Source organism: Ferrovibrio sp., from assembly GCF_046297595.1.
GTDB lineage: Bacteria > Pseudomonadota > Alphaproteobacteria > Ferrovibrionales > Ferrovibrionaceae > Ferrovibrio.
Window position 1 is genome coordinate 156,966 of record NZ_JBKBHT010000006.1, and the last position, 19,120, is coordinate 176,085.

The 19,120-nt window shown below is 63.6% G+C and carries 17 protein-coding genes and 1 tRNA gene; 5 read left to right on the forward strand and 13 right to left on the reverse strand.

The window, feature by feature from the left end; all coding sequences use genetic code 11:
* Window positions 1-212: 212 nt before the first annotated feature.
* A complete protein-coding gene (purU, locus tag ACK4FJ_RS16155; RefSeq protein WP_409767751.1) occupies window positions 213-1,076 on the forward strand; it encodes a formyltetrahydrofolate deformylase in 864 nt (287 codons plus the stop codon).
* A 12-nt stretch (window positions 1,077-1,088) separates the two neighbouring features.
* Here the strand turns inward: purU and ACK4FJ_RS16160 are convergent, their stop codons facing one another.
* The 4 genes from ACK4FJ_RS16160 to ACK4FJ_RS16175 form a co-directional block, all read right to left on the reverse strand.
* Window positions 1,089-1,637, reverse strand: a complete 549-nt coding sequence (locus ACK4FJ_RS16160) for a MarR family winged helix-turn-helix transcriptional regulator (protein WP_409767752.1) — start codon at window positions 1,635-1,637, stop codon at window positions 1,089-1,091.
* A gap of 1 nt (window position 1,638) precedes the next feature.
* On the reverse strand, window positions 1,639-2,940 hold the full coding sequence (locus ACK4FJ_RS16165) for a TRAP transporter large permease (RefSeq protein WP_409767753.1): 1,302 nt from the start codon (window positions 2,938-2,940) through the stop codon (window positions 1,639-1,641).
* A gap of 2 nt (window positions 2,941-2,942) precedes the next feature.
* Window positions 2,943-3,410, reverse strand: coding sequence for a TRAP transporter small permease (locus ACK4FJ_RS16170; protein ID WP_409767754.1), 468 nt, complete (start codon window positions 3,408-3,410; stop codon window positions 2,943-2,945).
* A 101-nt stretch (window positions 3,411-3,511) separates the two neighbouring features.
* The gene (locus ACK4FJ_RS16175) at window positions 3,512-4,558 is read right to left on the reverse strand and encodes a TRAP transporter substrate-binding protein (protein WP_409767755.1); all 1,047 of its coding nucleotides are present in this window, start codon (window positions 4,556-4,558) and stop codon (window positions 3,512-3,514) included.
* 179 nt (window positions 4,559-4,737) lie between these two features.
* Here ACK4FJ_RS16175 and ACK4FJ_RS16180 point away from each other — a divergent pair, with 179 nt between their 5' ends.
* The gene (locus ACK4FJ_RS16180) at window positions 4,738-6,897 is read left to right on the forward strand and encodes a thiamine pyrophosphate-dependent enzyme (RefSeq protein WP_409767756.1); all 2,160 of its coding nucleotides are present in this window, start codon (window positions 4,738-4,740) and stop codon (window positions 6,895-6,897) included.
* Between the two features lie 2 nt (window positions 6,898-6,899).
* Window positions 6,900-8,399 carry an indolepyruvate oxidoreductase subunit beta family protein gene (locus tag ACK4FJ_RS16185; RefSeq protein ID WP_409767757.1) on the forward strand — a complete coding sequence of 500 codons (1,500 nt, stop codon included), beginning with the start codon at window positions 6,900-6,902 and terminating at the stop codon, window positions 8,397-8,399.
* A 49-nt stretch (window positions 8,400-8,448) separates the two neighbouring features.
* Here the strand turns inward: ACK4FJ_RS16185 and ACK4FJ_RS16190 are convergent, their stop codons facing one another.
* On the reverse strand, window positions 8,449-9,093 hold the full coding sequence (locus ACK4FJ_RS16190; protein WP_409767758.1) for a thioredoxin family protein: 645 nt from the start codon (window positions 9,091-9,093) through the stop codon (window positions 8,449-8,451).
* A 13-nt stretch (window positions 9,094-9,106) separates the two neighbouring features.
* Complete coding sequence (locus tag ACK4FJ_RS16195) at window positions 9,107-11,257, reverse strand: protein-disulfide reductase DsbD family protein (protein ID WP_409767759.1); 2,151 nt, start codon at window positions 11,255-11,257, stop codon at window positions 9,107-9,109.
* Window positions 11,258-11,423: 166 nt separating this feature from the next.
* On the opposite strand from ACK4FJ_RS16195, the gene ACK4FJ_RS16200 reads away from it, so the two are divergent.
* A complete protein-coding gene (locus ACK4FJ_RS16200) occupies window positions 11,424-11,966 on the forward strand; it encodes a PAS domain-containing protein (RefSeq protein ID WP_409767760.1) in 543 nt (180 codons plus the stop codon).
* Here the strand turns inward: ACK4FJ_RS16200 and ACK4FJ_RS16205 are convergent.
* The 3 genes from ACK4FJ_RS16205 to ACK4FJ_RS16215 all read right to left on the reverse strand — a co-directional run bounded on the left by ACK4FJ_RS16205 (window position 11,952) and on the right by ACK4FJ_RS16215 (window position 13,781).
* Window positions 11,952-12,983 carry a lipid A deacylase LpxR family protein gene (locus tag ACK4FJ_RS16205; protein WP_409767761.1) on the reverse strand — a complete coding sequence of 344 codons (1,032 nt, stop codon included), beginning with the start codon at window positions 12,981-12,983 and terminating at the stop codon, window positions 11,952-11,954. The genes ACK4FJ_RS16200 and ACK4FJ_RS16205 overlap by 15 nt on opposite strands.
* 90 nt (window positions 12,984-13,073) lie before the next feature.
* Window positions 13,074-13,493 carry an alternative ribosome rescue aminoacyl-tRNA hydrolase ArfB gene (gene arfB / locus ACK4FJ_RS16210; RefSeq protein WP_409767763.1) on the reverse strand — a complete coding sequence of 140 codons (420 nt, stop codon included), beginning with the start codon at window positions 13,491-13,493 and terminating at the stop codon, window positions 13,074-13,076.
* 9 nt (window positions 13,494-13,502) lie between these two features.
* Complete coding sequence (locus ACK4FJ_RS16215; protein ID WP_409767764.1) at window positions 13,503-13,781, reverse strand: hypothetical protein; 279 nt, start codon at window positions 13,779-13,781, stop codon at window positions 13,503-13,505.
* Window positions 13,782-13,877: 96 nt separating this feature from the next.
* On the opposite strand from ACK4FJ_RS16215, the gene ACK4FJ_RS16220 reads away from it, so the two are divergent.
* A complete protein-coding gene (locus ACK4FJ_RS16220) occupies window positions 13,878-14,159 on the forward strand; it encodes a GNAT family N-acetyltransferase (RefSeq protein WP_409767766.1) in 282 nt (93 codons plus the stop codon).
* A 24-nt stretch (window positions 14,160-14,183) separates the two neighbouring features.
* On the opposite strand, the gene ACK4FJ_RS16225 is transcribed toward ACK4FJ_RS16220, so the two are convergent.
* From ACK4FJ_RS16225 to ACK4FJ_RS16240, 4 genes are all read right to left on the reverse strand, one after another.
* Window positions 14,184-16,646: a methyl-accepting chemotaxis protein gene (locus tag ACK4FJ_RS16225; protein ID WP_409767767.1), complete on the reverse strand. Its 2,463-nt coding sequence runs from the start codon at window positions 16,644-16,646 to the stop codon at window positions 14,184-14,186.
* A 134-nt stretch (window positions 16,647-16,780) separates the two neighbouring features.
* Window positions 16,781-17,218 carry a nucleoside deaminase gene (locus ACK4FJ_RS16230; protein ID WP_409767768.1) on the reverse strand — a complete coding sequence of 146 codons (438 nt, stop codon included), beginning with the start codon at window positions 17,216-17,218 and terminating at the stop codon, window positions 16,781-16,783.
* A gap of 45 nt (window positions 17,219-17,263) precedes the next feature.
* Window positions 17,264-18,814, reverse strand: a complete 1,551-nt coding sequence (locus tag ACK4FJ_RS16235; RefSeq protein WP_409767769.1) for a radical SAM protein — start codon at window positions 18,812-18,814, stop codon at window positions 17,264-17,266.
* A 119-nt stretch (window positions 18,815-18,933) separates the two neighbouring features.
* Window positions 18,934-19,009: transfer RNA gene (locus ACK4FJ_RS16240), tRNA-Glu, on the reverse strand.
* Between the last annotated feature and the right edge of the window lie 111 nt (window positions 19,010-19,120).

Here is a 19,120-nt window from a genome sequence, read left to right on the forward strand (position 1 = left end):
CTGCAGCCGAATCTGTTCTTGCTGGCCGCAGCTTAAAGGGGCGGCCGAACGGAAGCGAGGCAATTCTTGGCGCGGCGCGGCGAACGCGGATACGTTTTATTAACCCTCGCGTTGCGAGGGTGCGGCGACCTCGCTAGAGTGCCGCACCTTACAATTCCGGCCGTCCCGGCCAATCCCCTTACGCCTCCGCCTCGTCCCTTGGCAGTATCGTCATGAGCCTGATCCTCACCCTGTCCTGCACCGACCGTCCCGGCATCGTCGCGGCGGTTTCCGGCTTTCTCGCCGCCAACCGATTCAATATCCGCGAATCCGCCCAGTTCGGCGATGGCGAGACCGGCCTGTTCTTCATGCGGGTCTGCATCGAGGATCTGGAGACCGGCCCCGACGGCCGCGGCCGCCCGGTGGAGGAAATCCGCGCCGCCTTCTCGCCGGTCGCCGCCCCCTTCAACATGACCTGGGGCATCCATGACGAGCGCGTGCGGCCGCGTGTGCTGATCCTGGTTTCGAAATTCGGCCATTGCCTGAACGACCTGCTCTACCGCTATTCCATCGGCGCCCTGCCGGTGGAAATCCCGGCCATCGTGTCGAACCACCGCGACTGGTATCAGCGCGCCGCCGCCCACGACATCCCCTATCACCACTGGCCGGTCACGCCCGCCAGCAAGGCGCGGCAGGAGAAGATGCTGCGCGACCTGATCGACCAGGAACGCATCGACCTGATCGTACTGGCGCGCTACATGCAGGTGCTGTCGCCCGAGCTGTGCCGCGCCTTTGCCGGCCGGATCATCAACATCCACCATTCCTTCCTGCCCAGCTTCAAGGGCGCCAAGCCGTATCACCAGGCACATCTGCGCGGCGTTAAGCTGATCGGCGCCACGGCACATTACGTGACCGAGGATTTGGATGAAGGCCCAATCATCGAGCAGGAAGTGGCCCGCGTGGACCACAGCTATTCGCCCGATCAGCTTGCCGCCACCGGCCGCGATATCGAAAGTCTGGTGCTGGCGCGTGCGGTGAAATACCACGTCGAGCACCGCATCTTCCCGAACGGCAGCAAAACCGTGGTGTTTCGCTAGTCGTCGCGCAATCTATTCGATGGCTTCGCTGCCCAAGCTTTTCGCCACCTTCTTGAGCAGCCGGATCAGCGTGGCGCGTTCCGTCGGGCTCAGTGCAGCGACGATGTTTTTCTCATGCTGCTCCACCTTGCGGGTCAACTCGGCCAGGAAGGTGTCACCTTCGGGCGTGAGCCGCAGGGCATAGGTACGCCGATCCTCCGGCGTGCGCTCGCGCAGGATCAGGCCCTTGCGTTCCAGCTGGTCCAGCGCCGGCGTCAGTGTCGATTTGTCCAGGCCCACGGCGCGGCTGAGCGCGGTCTGGTTGATGCCCGGATTGGCCTTGAGCAGGGTCAGCAGGCTGAAGCGGCCGGGCGTAAGCTCTCCCATGCGGTCGGCCAGCTTTCCCACCATGCGTTCGAAATTTTCGAACACCGCCACCTGGGCGATGCGCAGGGCATAGCCGTAATAGCCTGGCAACGGCCCGCGATCGATCTTCCGCGTATCCCTGCGACCGGCCTTGGGCAGGGCCAGCTTGCCATCGTTGCTGGCTTTGGAAACCTGGTTGCGGGGAACGCGGGCCATGTCAGTTCATCTGGCTCGGCAGATACAGCGCGATGGCGGGAAACAGCACCAGCAGGGCAAGACGCACCAGATCGACAAGGATGAAAGGCATGACGCCTTTGTAGATTTGCCACAGGCTGACATCCCGGGCAATCGAGTTGATGACGAAAACATTGATGCCGACCGGCGGCATCACCATGCCCAGCGTGGTGACCATCACGATGATGACACCGAACCAGATCGGATCGAAGCCGAGCTGCAGCATCACCGGATAGATGATCGGCACGGTGACCAGGATGATCGCCAGTTCATCCATCAGCGCGCCAAGGATCAGGTACATGACCAGGATCAGCACCAGCACGCCATAGGGGCCGACCGGCAGGCCGGTAAGGAAGTCGCTCACCTTCTGCGGCGTCTGGGTGATGACCAGAAAATAGCCAAACAGGAAGGCGCCCACCACGATGGTGAAGATCGAGGCAGAAGTGCGCACCGCCTCGGTCAGGCTGGACCTGATTTCGCTCCAGCCCAGCCGGCCGCGCAGGATGCCGATCAGCAATGCGCCCACCGCGCCGCAGCCGGCGGCTTCCGTCGCCGTGAACACGCCGCCATACAGGCCGCCGACGATGCCGGCAAACAACAGCACCGTGGCCCAGATATCGCGCAGGGAGGCGAAGCGCTCATGCCAATCGGTCTTGGGGCCGCGCGGCATCAGGTCCGGCCGCAGCCAGCCAAGCACCTGGATCAGCGCCATGTAAAGCGCGATGGCCAGCAGGCCAGGCAGGATGCCCGAGATGAACAGCTTGCCGATATCCTGCTCGGTGAGAATGCCATACAGCGCGAACACCACCGAAGGCGGGATCATGATGCCGAGCGTGCCGCCGGCGGCGATCACGCCGGTCGAGAAACCCGGGTGATAACCGAAGCGGCGCATCTCGGGCAATGTCACCGTCGTCATTGTGGCGGCTGTCGCCACCGACGAACCATTGATGGCCGCGAAACCGGCGCAGGCCGCAACCGTCGCCATCGCCAGACCGCCGCGTCGATGGCCCAGCCAGGCCTCGCCGGCACGGAACAACTCGCGGCTCATCCCGGCAGCCGTGGCGAAGGCGCCCATCAGGATGAACATTGGAATCACGGCCAGGTCGTAATCCGTCGCCACCCGGATCGGCGACTGCGCCAGAAGATTCAGGGCCGGTTCGGTGGCGGCCAGTAGGCCGAAACCGCCAACGCCGACGATGCCCATGGCGACACCAACCGGCACTCGCAGCACCATGAGGATGAACAGAACGACGAAACCGCCGATCGCGACAAAATCCTGATCCACAGTTACGCCTCTTTCTTGCCGGTCAGCAGTCGCACCAGACGCAGCAGCAGCAGCAACGATGCCAGAGCGATGCCGAGGGCCGCCACGGCATGGAACGGCCAGACCGGCAGGCGCAGATCGAAGGTCTGCTCGTTGCTGAGGAACACGCTGGTCACCTTGCCTTCCAGCATCCAGGCGAACAGCGCCATGAAGGCAAGCGTGACACTGGTGGCGAAGATATCGATCAGGCGCCGGCCCCAGGCCGGAGCCAGCTCCCAGAATCCATCGACCTGGATATGGCGGTTATGAAACCCGGCCAGCGCGATGCCCCAGAACATCGCGGTGCCGAGCAGCAGGCGGGAGAAATCGAAGGCATCCGGCAGACCGTAATTGAACAGCCAGCGCAGCATCACGGCCGTGAAGGTCAGCAGGGCAATGGCGCCCAGCAGCAGGCCGGCAATCAGCTCGACCTTGTCGATGAAGGCTTTCATCTGGCAGTTCCCCCTGCCGGTACTCTAGCGACAGACGTCGCCTGAATGCAAATCGGGGCTGCGGCCGGCCTGCGGTCGCAGCCCCTGATCTTGCCTGCCGATCAGAACGCGGCGTTGCGCTTCTTCAGTTCGGCCTTCAGTTCGTTCAGGGCCTGCTCGCCATTCACGCCGACCTTCTTGACGTCTTCGTACCAGGCCTTGGTCATTTCTTCCGACAGCTTGCGCCAGGCGGCGATGTCGGAATCGCTGGGCTTCACGCCCTCATGTCCCGGCAGGGCCAGCATCTTGCCTTTGCCCGCTGCTTCGCCGTCGGCCCAGTTGGTATTCAGTTTCTCCGACCATTCCGGCGTGCAATGCGCATCAAAGGCCTTCTTCTGGGCTGCCGACAGCTTGCCGTAGGTGCCCTTGTTCACCGCCAGCACGAAGTTGCTGATATAGAGCGGGGCATCCATGTGGTATTTCACGGCCTTCTCGAAGCCGAAGATGAACACGCTGCCCCACGGGAAGCTGATCGCATCGGCCAGGCCGCGTTCCAGCGCATCGCGCGCTTCCGGTGCCGTCACCTGCACGTTGGTGCCGCCGGCCAGCGTGACGAGGCGCGCCACCGAGGCGTTACCCGGGCGGATCTTCATGCCCTTCAGGTCATCCGGCTTGGCGATCTTCACCTTGCTGTGGAACGTGCCCGGGTCGTGCACGAAGGCGATGCAGACCTTCACATCGCTCATCTCCTTCTCGGCATATTTGCGGTACCAGGCGTCGATGGCCGCCGAGCCGCTTTTGCCGTTGGAGAACAGGAAGGGCAGTTCGCTGCCGGCAATCACCGGAAAGCGGCCAGGCGTGTAGCCCGGATTGACATAGGTGATGTCGGCGATGCCGTCGCGCGCCATGTCGTAATGGTCTTTCGCGGCGCCGAGCTGCTGCGACGGGAAAATCTGCGTCTTCACCGTGCCGTTGGTTGCCTTCTCCAGCGAGGCACCCCATTCGCCGAAAGCCGGATGCAGCGGATGCGTTGGCGGCAGCCAGTGGCCGAGGCGCAGGGTGACCGGCTTGTCCTGCGCCTGTGCGACCGGCGCGGCAGCCGTCAGCCCGAGGGCGGCGCCGAGGGCAAGGCCTGCGGCATAGGTGAAGAGCTGGCGTTTCAGGGCCATGGTGTTTTCCTCCGCTAACGGACCGTCTCGTGCTGGATGCCGGCGGTCCTTTGGTTTTACCCGACGACCCTATCAGGGCCTCTGGCGGGTGTAAATATAGTTTCGTTGGATACCAAACTATTTTCCTTGACCATGACCGGCCCCGGTGGGAAATTCCGCCGCAGTTGGGAGGATTCGTAATGGAACGCTCTTTCGCGAAAGAGATTGAATCGCTGCGGCTCGGTAACGGCGACACGTTTCGCGGCGAAGGTATCCTGGCCGTTACCAAGGCCCTGCTGCAGTCCGGCGTTTCCTATGTCGGCGGCTATCAGGGCGCGCCGGTCTCGCACCTGATCGATGTGCTGGTGCAGAGCCAGGACATCCTCGACGATCTTGGCATCCATCTGGAAACCTGCACCAACGAGGCCTCGGCCGCAGCCCTGCTCGGCGCCTCGATCAATTATCCGGCGCGCGGCTGCGTCACCTGGAAGGCCATCGTCGGCACCAATGTGGCATCCGACGCGCTGAGCAATCTGGCTTCCGCCGGCGTGGTGGGCGGCGCGCTGATCGTCGTGGGCGAGGATTATGGCGAAGGCGCCAGCGTTATCCAGGAACGCAGCCATGCCTATGCGATGAAGTCCTCCATGTGGCTGCTCGATCCGCGGCCCGACCTGACCACCATCACGAGCAGTGTCGAGCACGGCTTCGCCCTTTCGGAAATCTCCAACACGCCGGTAATGCTGGAACTGCGCATTCGCGCTTGCCATGTCACCGGCGAATTCGCCGCCAAGGATAACAAACCGGCGCAGGTCTCGCGCAACAGCCGCCTGCCCGGCCCGTCCGCCTTCAACTACGATCATCTGGCCCATCCGCCGGCCACCTTCATGCAGGAAAAGCTGAAGCTGGAGCAGCGCCTGCCGGCAGCGCGCAGATACATACTCGATCACGGCCTTAACGAGGTGATGCCCGGCGATCTGCAGGATATCGGCATCATCGTGCAGGGTGGATTGTACAATGCGCTGAACCGCGCGCTGATGAATCTGGGCTTGGCCGACGCCTTTGGGCAGAGCCGCGTGCCGACTTTGGTGCTCAATGTCACCTATCCGCTGGTGCCGGAGCAGATCGGCGCTTTCTGTGCCGGCAAGCGTGCCGTGCTGATGGTGGAGGAAGGCTCGCCCGACTACATCGAGCAGGCGATCCACGCCATCCTGCGCAAAGCCGATCTGAACCCCCGCCTGCATGGCAAGGGTATGCTGCCCGAAGCCGGCGAATACACCATCGAGGCGTTGACCCGTGGCCTGCTGGCCTTCATCAGGGCCGAGCAGCCGCAGATCGATGTCTCGATCGCCGAGGCCGCCTACGGCGCAGCGCTGGATAACCGCAAGACGGCGCAGGCGCTGATTGGTCCGACGCTGCCGCAGCGCCCGCCCACCTTCTGCACCGGCTGTCCCGAGCGACCAGTCTTCACCGCGATCAAGCTGGCCGAGCGCGAAATCGGTAAGGTGCATATCGCTGCCGATATCGGCTGCCATGCGCTGGCCACCTTCGCTCCGTTCAGCGTCGGCCATTCCATCCTTGGCTATGGCATGTCGCTGGCCTCCGCTGCCGGTGTCGGCCCGCTGATGAACAAGCGCTCGCTCGCCATCATGGGCGATGGCGGCTTCTGGCATAACGGCGTGCTGTCGGGCGTGGCCTCGGCCCTGTTCAACCGCGGCGACGGCGTTCTGGTGATCATGCAGAATGGCTACACATCAGCGACCGGCGTGCAATATATCCCCTCCTCTGCCGGTAACCGCGTCGATGGCCTGGCCAGCGGCTCCGATATCGAAAGCACGCTCAAAGCGCTCGGCGTGCAATGGGTGCGGCGCCTGCGTTCCTATGGCCTGAAGGACATGACCGCCTCGCTGAAAGAGGCGCTGACCACCGCCCGCAAGGGCCTGAAGGTGATCATCGCCGAGGGCGAATGTCAGCTGGCCCGCCAGCGCCGCCTACGCGGCGAGGAAGCCCAGGCGCTGAAAGCAGGTGAGCGAGTCCTGCGTACCCGCTTCGGGATCGACGATGCGGTTTGCACCGGCGATCACTCCTGCATCCGCCTCTCCGGCTGCCCCTCGCTGACGATCAAGCCCAACCCCGATCCGCTGCGCACCGATCCGGTGGCCAGCGTGAACAGCGGCTGCGTCGGCTGCGGCCATTGCGGCGAGGTGGCGCATGCCGCCGTGCTCTGCCCGTCTTTCTACAAGACAGAAATCGTGCATAACCCGACGCTGTGGGACCGGCTGAACGACCGCTTCCACCGCACGGTAATCGCCTGGCTGAGCGGCGGCAAAGCCGCAGCGACGCAGCCGGCGGCGGGAGAATAGTCATGGCTGCGACCCGTCCTGTCTGCATCCTGATCGCCGCCATGGGCGGTGAAGGCGGCGGTGTGCTGACCGGCTGGCTGGTCGGCGCGGCGCAGCGCGAGGGCTATCCGGTGCAGAGCACCTCGATCCCCGGCGTGGCCCAGCGCACCGGAGCCACCACGTATTACATCGAGATCTGGCCCGAGAAGACCGACCGCAGCCCGGTGATGTGCCTGAACCCGATGCCGGGCCAGGTGGATGTGATGATCGCCAGCGAATTCGTCGAAGCCGGCCGGGCCATCGCCAATGGCTATGTCTCGCCCGACCGCACCCTGCTGATCGCCTCGACGCATCGCGTCTATGCCGTTGCCGAAAAAAGCGCCATGGGCGATGGCCGTTACGATGTCGGCAAGCTGTTCCGCGCGGCAAAAGATCACGCAAAGCAGACCATCCTGTTCGACATGGACCAGGCCGCGAAAGACTCCGGCTCGATCCTCAATGCCGTTCTTCTCGGTGCGCTGGCGGGCTCGGGCGCGCTGCCGATCCCGTCGGAGGCCTTCGAAGCCGGTATCCGCGCCGAGGGCAAGGCAGTGGACAGCAACCTGGCCGGCTATCGTTTCGGTCTGGCTCATGGCAAGGGCGAACTGGAACAGCGCGCAATGCAACAGGCAACAAAGCCTGTGCCCGCCGCGCTGATGGCAGACCGCATCCTTCGCCTGCCCGATGCGGCGCAGCGCTTTGCCTCGGAAGGCGTGCGACGGCTGGTCGATTACCAGAATGAATCCTACGCACGACTTTATATCGACCGGCTGGAAAAGATTGCGGCGCTGGGCGATGCGGGTCTGACGGCGGAAGTCGCGCGGCACCTGGCCCTGCGCATGAGCTTCGAGGATGTGATCCGCGTCGCGCAGCTCAAACTCAAGCCCGAGCGCTTTGCCGCCATCGAGCGTGAGCAGCGCGTGAAACCGGGTCAGCCCTATGCCGTTGCAGAATTCCTGAAGCCGGGTGTCGAGGAGATCGCAGGCCTGCTGCCGCCGGCACTGGCGCGGCGGGTTCTGTCGGTGAGCGAACGACGGGACTGGAGCCGGCACCTGCATGTCGGCATGACAGTGCAGTCCAACCGCATCGGCGGCTATCTGAAACTTCGCCTGCTGGCGGGACTGCGAAACTGGCGTCCGCGCAGCCATCGCTACGCCGAGGAACAGGACCTCATCGAGGATTGGCTGGAGTTGGTGACGCGGGCCGCCAAGAAGGATATCGCGCTGGCCCGCGAGATCGTCGACTGCGCCCGGCTGATCAAGGGCTATGGCGACACCTTCAAACGCGGCGCCGGCAATTTCGAGCAGATCCGCCAGCGCGTGATCCTGCCGGCGCTGAGCGATCGTATTCCCGTGGTCCAGGCAACCGATGCTGTGATCCAGGCCCGCACCGCCGCGCTGGCCGATCCGGAAGGCAGCAGCCTAGCCAATATGCTGGCGGCCTTCGAGGACAGTCTGCGCCGTCTGCCCCAGGCCGCCGAATAAAAAAAGGCGCCCGGATTCCGGGCGCCTTCGTTTCAGATGACGCTGTCGCTCAGGTGCTGGGCGGCGCGTATTTCACCGTGCAGCCATAGGGCCGCGCCGTGCTGACCGAAACCGGTTTGCCCTGCGCCAATTCGGTCAGCGCCGCATCCACGTAATTCTTCGCGCCGGCCACATCGTCCAGGCGTGACGACGGCTTGTCGTCGATGCCGCCGGCATAGGCCAGTTTTCCATCGGCCGCGATCACATACATATGCGGCGTCACCTGCGCGTTATAGGCCCGCGCAATCTGGCTTTTCGGATCGAGGATCACGGCCGACGGCGACGCGCCGCGGTCGACGGTGAGCTTGTTGGCCTGCTCGGGCGTGACGTAACCCTGCTCGCCCTGCGGCGAGGAAACGATGGTGAGCCAGACCACGTTCTGCGCCGTCCACTTCTTCTGCAGGCCCTGCATGTTGCTGCTGTTGTAATGCTTGCGCACGAAGGGGCAGTCGTGATTCGACCATTCCAGCACCACGGTCTTGCCCTTCAGGTCGGCGAGCGAAACCGGCTTGCCATTGGTATCGGTGGCGGTGAAGGCCGGCGCCGGCTGGCCGATCTGCGGCGCGGCGGCAAGCGAAAGCTGTGGCAGGGCAAGGGCAAGGCCGGCCGCGCCGATCAGGCCGGCGGAAAGCAGGGTGCGTCGGGCGATGGTCATGGACAAAAGCTCCTTAGCGGGTTGAGGTTGGATTCGACACGGATGCCATTAGCGGAACCGGACCGCGCACTGCTACCCGATCCACCAGTTCCAGGTGTTCCAGCACGATGGCCGGCGTCAGGATCTGCGGCAAAACGACAGTCTCGCCGCCTGCCAGCAGCAGATAGAGCGGCACGCCGCTACGGCCATGCTGCTCCAATACGCGGGTGATCTCGGGGTCCTGGTTGGTCCAATCACCCTTCAGATAAGCGATGTTCTTGGCCTTGAACGCTGCCTGTACGCTGTCGCTGGACAACGCCGTGCGTTCGTTGACAAGGCAGGTGATGCACCAGGCCGCCGTCATGTTGACGAAAACCGGACGGCCTTCGGCCACCAGGGCTTCCAGCCGCTGGCGGCTGTAGGCTTGCGCGCTACTGCCGGCGCCGGCCTGCGCCACCTGCTGCGCGCCGGGAGCAACCGGGTTCTGCGCCACGGCATAAAGAGAGACACCGGCCGCGATCATGGCCAGTGCCGCCGTGGCCGTGGCGATACGACCGCGCAGGCCGAAGCTCCAGGCCGCCATGCCCAGCAGTACCAGGCCAAGGAGTGCGGCGAACAGTCCCTGCCCGTCCACCTGCTGACTCAGCACCCAGATCAGCCAGGCGACGGTGGCATAAAGCGGGAAAGCCAGCGCCTGTTTCACGCGCTCCATCCACAGGCCGGGACGCGGCAGGCGCTCGGCCAGTTGCGGAATGAAGGTGAGCAACAGGAAAGGCAAGGCTAGGCCAAAGCCCAGCGCGAGGAACACGGCGATGCCGATGACGGCCGGCTGGGTCAGCGCGAAACCGACTGCCGCGCCCATGAACGGCGCGGTGCAGGGCGTGGCAACGATGGTGGCCAGCACGCCGGTGAAAAACGAGCCCTGGTAACCGCCGCGCCGCGTCAGGCTGTCGCCGAGGCCGGCCAGCCGGCCGCCGAAATGGATGACACCAGAAAGGCTGAGTCCCATCACGAACAGCAGATAGGCCAGGCCCGCCACCACCAGCGGCATCTGCAACTGGAAACCCCAGCCGATCTGCGCGCCGGCCGCACGCAGGCCCAGCAGCAGCACGGCGAGTGCGGCGAAGCTGAGCAGCACGCCCAGCGTATAGGCCATACCATGGCGACGCATCCGCGCCCTGCCCTGCCCGGCATGTTCGACCAGCGCCAGTATCTTGATGGAGAGCACCGGGAAAACACAGGGCATCAGGTTGAGGATGACGCCGCCCAGCAGGGCCAGCAGCGCGGCCTGCAGGATCGCGGACCAGTCGAGGGATGCCGTCGTCGGAGTCGCAACCGCGCCGGTGGGAATGCTGGTGAATTCGAAGGCCTGACGCTGGATGCTGCCGCCGATGTCTTCCTCGATCAGCAACAGGCCGCCGAGCAGCGGCGGCAGGGTGTCGGTCGCATAAAGGCTGCGTTTCAACCGCAGCGACAATCCTTCGGCATCGACGCTGAGCAGCTGGCTGGCCGCGTGCTCGATCAGGGTTTCGCTGAAGGGCAGGAACGTGGCCTTGCGGATGGTATCGGCTTTCAGGCCCGGCGCCATCACCTGCAGCGCATAGCCTTCCGGTGCCACCTGCATCCGGGCCGACCAGGGCGATGCCATCGGCAGCGACTGGCGTGCCGCCTCGAACAGCGCCGCCATTTCGGGATTGGGACCCGCGGCCCCATCGGACGGCAGGCTGAGCGACAGGCTGGCTTCGCCTGGCACGCATTCCTTTTCGCAGACCAGCCAGTTCACATCGGCTTTCAGCACGACTTCTTCGCCAGCCGGAAGCCTCGCCGGCGGCGTGATCTGCGTCAGCAGGATGGTTTCGCCCTCGTAGCCGTAGTTGACCAGATGAGCGACGGGGATGGCGGATGGCGTCGGCCAGACGATAGGACCGGCGGTAAAACCCTGGGGCAGATCCCAGGCGATTTCGGGCGCCAGTCCGGAATCGCCGGGATTGCGCCAATAGACATGCCAGTGTTCGGCCATGCGCATGCGCAGGCCGACCCAGAACGGCTCGCCGGCCCGTATCGACTGCGGTTCGGCCAGCAGGTCGGCCTGCACAAGGTCGTTGCCCGAAAGCGGCGCCGGATTTGCGGCATGGGCCGCCATTCCCGGCACAAGCAGCAGGAGCAACACAAGAAAACGGATCATGGCGCGGCGCAGCATGCCCCTAATGTGGCGGAAAGCAGGGCCACGGCAAGTGCGACGGACTCACAACTGCGCGAGGCGGCTGGCCGAGCGCCCACCCCGGCCGGCCTATTCCCTTGCCTCCTGATTTCTGAGACTCTGGCGGAAGGAAGAATTCCACAGTGGCAGCATGGCCCCAGACCCAGACTTTCTCCGGGCGATCCACGCCCCCGACCTGCAGGCCTTTGTCCGGCACTGGTTCGCCTGCCGGCGCAAGGGCGAAAGAGCCACGCGGCGGAGCGACATCGACCTGTTCCACGTTCCCGCGCTGGTGCCGTGCCTGTTCCTATATGACTACGACGCCGCAACGCGCGGCTTCACCCTGCGGGTGGCCGGCGAGGAAATCCGCCGCGTGCTGCCCAACTCCCTGCCCGGTGCTCCGCTGGAAAAGATCATGCCGCCCGCCATCCTGCCCGTCGTGCTGGAACGCTACCGCCGGGTCTGCGAGGAACCGGCGATGATGCATGCCATAGGCCGCATCTTCCTCAATCTGGGTGGCCATGGCGTCGGCGAACGCATTGCCCTGCCTCTGGCCGGCGATGATGGCCGGGTGCATCAGCTGATCGGCGCGACGATCTACAGTTTCGGCGACCAGCTGGCGGATGGCAGCAGTTTCGCGCGCGAGGAAGTGACCCTCACCTTCCTGCCGCTGCCGGCCTCAGAAGGCGAGTGACACGCTGAAGGCGCCGAACTGGTCGTCGACATCCTGTCCGGCATATTCGCGAGTACGCAAGACGTGGGTATAGGCCAGGCGCACGCCATCCACCACCACGGCCAAGCCGAACTGCGCATCGCCCACGAAGGTTTCCTTATCCACGCTGCGGCTGTCGGCGAAGGTGTTGCCGTCGAGGAAGATATTGCGCGCCACCGCGCGACCATCGACACCGGCGAACAGGTACCAGCCGAAGCCGCCCGGCGCGCGTTCGAAATAACCCGAACCCGGCAGGCTGGGCTGCACGCGCGGCGGGCCGTAATCGATGGGCAGGTTCTGGCCGAAACGCAGCATCGCACCGCTATTGGCATAAACATAGACATTGCCCAGGGCCGCGCCGGCATGGGGCGTGGCATCGATGCCGAAACCGCCGGGCAGCCTGAATTCCGGCGACTGCCAGCTGCGCTGGTAGGTGAGCTGCAGGGTCGGTTCGTTCTTGAGCTGGCTGTCCCAGCCCTGCGCCTCGGGTGAGTTGACGATGCTGTGGATGAAGTCCTGCGTTTCATGCGCCAGCGCGGCAGGGCCGACGACGCCGACGCTGACCAGCATCTGGTCCAGCACGTTGTCCGTGCGCGCCACCATGCCGACAGAACCATAAAGCCAGCCGGCATAGGGCCGGTCGTCTGCCGGCGGATGCCGCTGCAGCTTGTCGGAAGCGGTATACATGTTCTGACCCAGCGCGAATTCCACGCGGATATCGCTGTGCAGGTCGAACATCGGCACCTCCAGCGCCGCATCGCGCAGCCAGTCCGGTTCGCCGCCCTTGGGCGTCAGGTAGCTCAGTCGCACGCCGTTGGTGTAGCGGCGGTCGGTATCGTAGAAGAGGTCGTTCTCCAGCACGAAGCTGAAGATGCCGACCTGCTGCTGCGGATCGGTCTTGCGGTTTTCGGTCGCCCCTTTGTCGGGGACTTCCTGCGCCAGGGCAGGCAATGCCGCGGCAAGGCAGAACAGGCCTGCGGTAATGGAGCGAATCATCATGAAAGGCTTCCGGTCGCGGTGGGGTCGGTCCGTTTTGCCGGCGAAATATGGCGTCTTGTGGGCGATTGTGTTGCGAAAGCCGGCATCGCTTCAGTCCATGGCCGGCCGGCCGCGGCCGCTTTTGACGGCGGCGCGTTTGCTCTTCGATTCCAGCCGGCGCTGCTTCGACCCCAGCGTGGGCCGCGTCGCGCGGCGGGCCTTGGGTGCCACGGCCGCCCGCTGGATCAGGGAAACCAGCCGATCGAGTGCATCCTGACGGTTACGCTCCTGGCTGCGATGCTGCTGCGCGGTCAGCACCAATACGCCGTCGTTGGTCAGCCGGCTGCCCGCCAGCGCCTCCAGCCGTGCCCGCACATCCTCTGGCAGCGACGGCGAATGCCGCACATCGAACCGCAGTTGCACGGCCGTGGAGACCTTGTTGACATTCTGTCCACCCGGGCCGGAGGCGCGGATGAAGCTGGTCTCGATCTCGCGTGGGTCGAGGCTGATGCGGTGGGTGACGCGAATCATGGCCGCAGGCTACCTGCCCCCGCCGGGGCCGGCGAGCGTGATATCACTGATATCATTGATATCAAAACGGGTGTTTTGCGTCGGTTTTGAGTCGGTTTTGACGGAATCCGCCGCTTTCGTCCGTTCGGCGGCGGTTTTTGCGGCGCGGATCATGCGGTTTGCATCCTGTTTTAGACGGTTTGCGCGATTTTGCGATGCTTCAGAAACACGAAGGCCCGCACGGAAATCCCGGCGGGCGCACCATACGATGGCATGCATGCCGGACATGCAGACCGGCAGCGCCATCATGCATGAACAATATAGGTACACTTGGCTCTGCCGACAAGCCGGGCCTTACCGCCCGCCCCCACTCCGGCTAGCCTGACCGGATCAGGAGTTTCCGCGATGACAGACCCAGCATACGTGACAGACAATCCCGACCGCAGCCGCTTCGAGCTGGACGTGAGCGGCCAGATCGTGTTCGCCAATTACCGGCGCCAGGGCGAGACCGTGATCATCACCCATGTGGAAGCGCCCGTCGCCCTGCGCGGTACCGGTGCCTCGGGCAGGCTTATGGAAGGCATCGCGCGGATGCTGCAGGCGCGGAACGAAAAGGTGGTGCCGCTGTGCAGCTACGCAGCGGCCTGGCTGAAGCGCAAACCGGAATATGCCGGGCTGCTGACATAGCCCCGCCCTGTCCTATTCCGAGTCCTATTCCCGCCCGAAATGGCGACGGATCGCCGTCTGGATTTCGGGGTCCAGCCGGCGGAACCCGACACCGACGTAGCCGTCGGTCACCCGCGCCACCTTCACCTCGGCATCGAAGCTAAACATCCTGCCGTCGATGTCGACATCCACTTTCACGGTGATGTCCTTGTTGGCCGGCGGCGGGTTGTCCATCGGACCGAACAGCAGGCCGGCGGAACTCCAGTTGCACAGCCGCACCTGACGGCCGCTAAAAGTGACATGATCGTTCGGGCCACCCGCCTCGCGACGGCTGGTGCGGCGCTCCTGTTCAGTGCCGCCGGTGCGGAAAAAGCGCACCAGACCGGCCAGCATGTTCGACTGGTTGGCCAGCATCTGCGTGGAAGCGTGGGTTTCCTCCACCAGCGCGGCGTTCTTCTGTGTGATCTCGTCCATCGCCGTGAAGGCGATATTCACCTCGTTGAGCGCGGTGGTCTGCTCCTGGCTGGCATTGGCGATCTCGCCGATGATGCCCGACACATTCTGCACGGCACCGACAATTTCGCTTAGCGCCTCGCCAGTCTGCTTTACAAGTCCGGCGCCCTGGTTCACTTCGGTATTCGACTCCGTGATCAGCGCCTTGATGTCCTTTGACGCATTGGCGCTGCGCTGGGCTAGGGCTCGCACCTCCTGCGCCACGACGGCGAAACCTTTTCCGGCCTCGCCGGCACGGGCGGCTTCGACCGAGGCGTTGAGCGCCAGCAGGTTGGTCTGGAAGGCGATCTCGTCGATCAGGCCGACGATATCCACCACCTTCGCCGCGCTCCCCTCGATGCGGCCCATGGCGGCCACAGCCTGTTCCACTACGCTGCCGCCCCGCTCGGCGATCCGCCGCGCCTCGCCGGAAAGGCGGTTAGCCTCCTGGGCGTGGTCGGAACTCTGTTTCACCGTTTGCGTCACCTCGTGCATGGCCGCGACCGACTGTTCGAGTTGCGCTGCCTGGCTTTCGGTGCGGCCGGCAAGATCCTCGCTGCCGTCTGAAATGTCGTTGGCGGCGACGCGCACCACCTCGACGCTGTCGCGCAGCTTGGCGGCGAAATCCGTCAGCTTCAGGGTCATGCCGTTCAGGCTGTCCTGCAGGTGCCTGAGCTTGCCGCTGTAGTTGCCCGCCACGCGCTGGGTCAGGTCGCCATCGGCGAGGCCCGAAGCGACACGATCGATCTCGTCTACGGCGGTGGCGAAGGTGCCGACCAGGTCGTTGATGCCGCGCGCGATATCGCGCATGAAGCCGCTCTTGTTCTCCAGCGCCAGGCGCTGCGAGAAATCGCCAGCATTGGCTTTCTGAACCAGGCCGCTGATTTCGTGCTCGACCGTAACCAGCTGGCTGACATCGGACCATTGTAGAACGGCACCGATCTGCTCGCCGCGCCGGTTGCGCGCAGGCGCCGCCTCGATCTCGAACATCATGTGGCCGATGGCATGGCGCAGGGGCCGCGCGAAATCGGCAATGACCGCCTTGGCATCGCGGCCCTGCATGCCTTCATGCAACATGCCCAGCGGCTGCCCGAGCAGGGAGTCGGCGCGGAAGCCGGCATGATGTTTCTGGATTTCACCTTCGACCAGGCCAAGCATGTCGAGCATGGCGTTGTTGGCAAAGACGATCCTGCCGGCGGTGTCGCAGACGACGATGCCACTGCGCGTGCCGTTCACCGCGCTGTGCACGCGGGCGGCATCGATGGCCGCCTCCTGCATGGTGATGACGCCGCGCGCCAGATCACCGAAATCGTCCTGCCGCGTTCCGCCGGGCACCTGGATGCCATAGTCGCCTCGGCTGAGTTGTTCCACCGCTCTGATTGCCGTGCGCAGGTTGCCGCCGACCAGACGGCTGAGCGACAGGCAGAGCAGCAGGCTGACGACCAGGCCGGCAGCGACCAGTCCGATCAGGCCATACCGCGCGCCACCCTCGGCAAGGCCGGGCGCGAAGACCAGCAGGCCGCCGGCGAGCAGCAGCACACCCAGCGACACAACCGCGTTGGCGACGATCAGCGCATGGGGCGACAACGCGCCGAACAGGCTGCCGGCGGCTTCGCGTCCGGCGCCGTACTGGCGCTGCAGACGGCGATGCCACAGCAGCAAAGCCTGAGTCAGTTCCGTGGAGATGATGTGGAAACGGCCGGTCGGCGCGGTATCGACATCGTAGCCGGCGCGGTCGCCGGCCAGTGCCTTCTTCAGCGTCTCGGCTGCCTGGACATGGAATTCGGCATGCATGTGCCGGATCGCCTCGTAATCGGCACCCTTCTCCGCGCGCGAAATGCCGAGAGCATCGCCATACAGCCATTTGCCGAACTGGCAGAGATTGTCCTTGCAGGCATGATCCGGTGTGATATCGCTCTGGCGGGTTTCCACCGCCACCCGCAGCCGGTTCTTCCACTGGGCATGGGCTGACACCGCCTTGTCGATGGCGGTGAGGACGGGCGCGGTATCGGACATCGGGGTGATTTCCGTTTTTGTTATTCTTCCCCGACGTCTCTATTTAGTTGCATTTGAATATACAATTAATAGCCGTGATTATTTTTCAGTAACGCCGCCCATACTTGTCGCTACTCGCTACGAGCCATGGATGATCAGACGCCAATATCCTCATTCCACAATTCCGGCTTGGCCGCGATGAAGTCGCGCATCAGGCCAATGCAGGTTTCATCCTGCAGCACCTCCACCTGCACGCCGCGCGAGCGCAGCAGGTCTTCCTCGCCCATGAAGGTGCGGTTCTCGCCGATCACGACCTTCGGAATGCCGTAGAGCAGAATCGCGCCGCTGCACATCGAACAGGGCGACAGCGTCGTATAGAGCGTGCAGTCGCGATAGATGCTGGCCGGCTGGCGCCCGGCCTTCTCAAACGCATCCATCTCGCCATGCAGGATGACACTGCCCTGTTGTACGCGGCGATTGTGGCCACGACCGATGATGCGGCCCTGGTGCACGATCACCGATCCGACGGGAATGCCGCCCTCATCGCGGCCGGCCCGGGCCTCGTCGATGGCGGCCTGCAGGAATGGATCCATGGCGATTGTTCCGCGGTTATCGAGGCACAACGTCAAACAGGAAGGTCACACATAGGTGCAACCATTGCAGGGCGCGGCGGCCTGACGGCGGCTGGCCATCGTTTTCCGCATGATCCGATAATCCGGAAGATTGTAGATTTCGAGCAGATGCTGCTTCGATACGTCGCCCACGACATATTTCTCTTCACCGTCCATACAACACAAGGCGACCTTGCCCGTGGCAGTGATCGACATCATGTACCAGCGATTGCAGCCCATGTCGGGGACAGTGTCGATAGAGGTCGCCAAGTCCATCTGGCCGATCCAATCGTTACGCGGCACCAGCCCAAAGGTGAAAGCGGGGAATTCCCGTCGGCCCCATTTGACAAAATCGAGGTCAGCCGGCGTACCGTCCGAGACGCGACTGACAACAACTTCGAAATCATAGTCGCGGTTCTCATAACGTTTATGCAATGCCCGCATGCGCTCAACTGTCCGCTCGAAGGGAATGCCCATCACTTCGCGGTAGACTTCAGGGCGATGATCATTCAGGGAAATGGACAGCTGTATGATATTCTGAATTCCGGTCAGACGTTCGAGATTCCTGTCCGTCATCGCCGATCCATTGGTAATGAGAGAAAAGCTCGCCGAAGGCAGGCGCTCGGCAGCTGTTTCCATTATTGAGAATAGTCGTTTCTCAAGAAAAGGATCGCTGACCTTGAGCGGAGCAATGGTGAATTTTATCGAACTCGGAATATCCTCTAGATCACGCAGAATCTTCGCGATAAGTTCATCCGACATCCTTGTTCCCTGGCGCTCCAGTGTTGGATACGGGCAGAAATTGCAGGCGGCATTGCACACCGCCAGCGTCTCCAGATGCAGGTAAGCAGGAAAATCCATATAAGGCGTGTTGCGGGCAATCAGCTGGAATTCCAGGCTGTTCACGCTGCGCTCCGCAACGTTGGTCTGCAGCATGACCTGTGCGCGCCGCACCTGATCCAACGTCCCGTCCTTAAGTTGCAACTCAAGCTGAGCAAGCCGGTCCTGTTCGTGCAATAGCGCACGCGCCATAGCCAGGGTCTGCCGCTCGACCGGATCAAGCTCGACCTCAGGCACCCCATCAAGAATGCGGACAATCTCAACACTGCAGTGTGAACTTGCCAGCATCGAAACGAGACGGCGGCGCCATTTGGGATTACCCGGGTCGAGCTGATAAGCCACCCGCATCAATTCGATCCGGAATTCTTTGTCGCCGCTTGCCGCCTGCTGTGCCAGTGCACCGAACAAACCTGACGCCGTCGCAGGCGACGGCAGTAGGCCTTGCATTACCGGTACGATCCGCATGGCCCGGTCGCCCTGAGCCAAATGCTGAAGGACAGTCGAGCAGATCTGAGGGTCGTTGAAACCGTAAACCAGAGCGCACAGCATCGGCCGCAGCGCGTCTTCGTCACGTCCCAGAGCCTGCATGCAGCGAGCTATGCCGTACCAGCCAGACGCCCGGGTTTCAACATTTCGCACGATGCTGTTGAATATCTGCAATGCTGCATCATCCTCGCCACGCTGCAGTGCAGATTCGGCAATAGACAAATCGCTGTCGGCAGACTGGGGGCTGGACATCGAGGCTCCTGTTGCAACCTAATTTCTTATGTCGCCCACCTTGCCTTAACAAAACGAAAATGGTGCGGCAGCACCAGCCGTCCACAGAAAAGGAAAAAGGAAATGTCGCCGGAGGGAAATGGCGACCCCAACGGGAGTCGAACCCGTGTCTTCACCGTGAAAGGGTGACGTCCTAGGCCTCTAGACGATGGGGTCGGCCTGTGGCGGTCCGAATCATGTGTGGACCGCGGCGCCGGTCGCCCGGCGCGAGGCGCTGTGTAGCGGTTAGGCCTGCACAAATCAATAGCCGCTGTCCGGGAAATCGAG

Coding starts and splice junctions, on each gene's coding strand:
- purU (WP_409767751.1), top strand. CDS start 213: ATGAGCCTGATCCTCACCCTGTCCTGCACCGACCGTCCCGGCATCGTC.
- ACK4FJ_RS16160 (WP_409767752.1), bottom strand. CDS start 1,637: ATGGCCCGCGTTCCCCGCAACCAGGTTTCCAAAGCCAGCAACGATGGC.
- ACK4FJ_RS16170 (WP_409767754.1), bottom strand. CDS start 3,410: ATGAAAGCCTTCATCGACAAGGTCGAGCTGATTGCCGGCCTGCTGCTG.
- ACK4FJ_RS16175 (WP_409767755.1), bottom strand. CDS start 4,558: ATGGCCCTGAAACGCCAGCTCTTCACCTATGCCGCAGGCCTTGCCCTC.
- ACK4FJ_RS16180 (WP_409767756.1), top strand. CDS start 4,738: ATGGAACGCTCTTTCGCGAAAGAGATTGAATCGCTGCGGCTCGGTAAC.
- ACK4FJ_RS16185 (WP_409767757.1), top strand. CDS start 6,900: ATGGCTGCGACCCGTCCTGTCTGCATCCTGATCGCCGCCATGGGCGGT.
- ACK4FJ_RS16190 (WP_409767758.1), bottom strand. CDS start 9,093: ATGACCATCGCCCGACGCACCCTGCTTTCCGCCGGCCTGATCGGCGCG.
- ACK4FJ_RS16195 (WP_409767759.1), bottom strand. CDS start 11,257: ATGATCCGTTTTCTTGTGTTGCTCCTGCTGCTTGTGCCGGGAATGGCG.
- ACK4FJ_RS16200 (WP_409767760.1), top strand. CDS start 11,424: ATGGCCCCAGACCCAGACTTTCTCCGGGCGATCCACGCCCCCGACCTG.
- ACK4FJ_RS16205 (WP_409767761.1), bottom strand. CDS start 12,983: ATGATGATTCGCTCCATTACCGCAGGCCTGTTCTGCCTTGCCGCGGCA.
- arfB (WP_409767763.1), bottom strand. CDS start 13,493: ATGATTCGCGTCACCCACCGCATCAGCCTCGACCCACGCGAGATCGAG.
- ACK4FJ_RS16215 (WP_409767764.1), bottom strand. CDS start 13,781: ATGATGGCGCTGCCGGTCTGCATGTCCGGCATGCATGCCATCGTATGG.
- ACK4FJ_RS16220 (WP_409767766.1), top strand. CDS start 13,878: ATGACAGACCCAGCATACGTGACAGACAATCCCGACCGCAGCCGCTTC.
- ACK4FJ_RS16225 (WP_409767767.1), bottom strand. CDS start 16,646: ATGTCCGATACCGCGCCCGTCCTCACCGCCATCGACAAGGCGGTGTCA.
- ACK4FJ_RS16230 (WP_409767768.1), bottom strand. CDS start 17,218: ATGGATCCATTCCTGCAGGCCGCCATCGACGAGGCCCGGGCCGGCCGC.
- ACK4FJ_RS16235 (WP_409767769.1), bottom strand. CDS start 18,814: ATGTCCAGCCCCCAGTCTGCCGACAGCGATTTGTCTATTGCCGAATCT.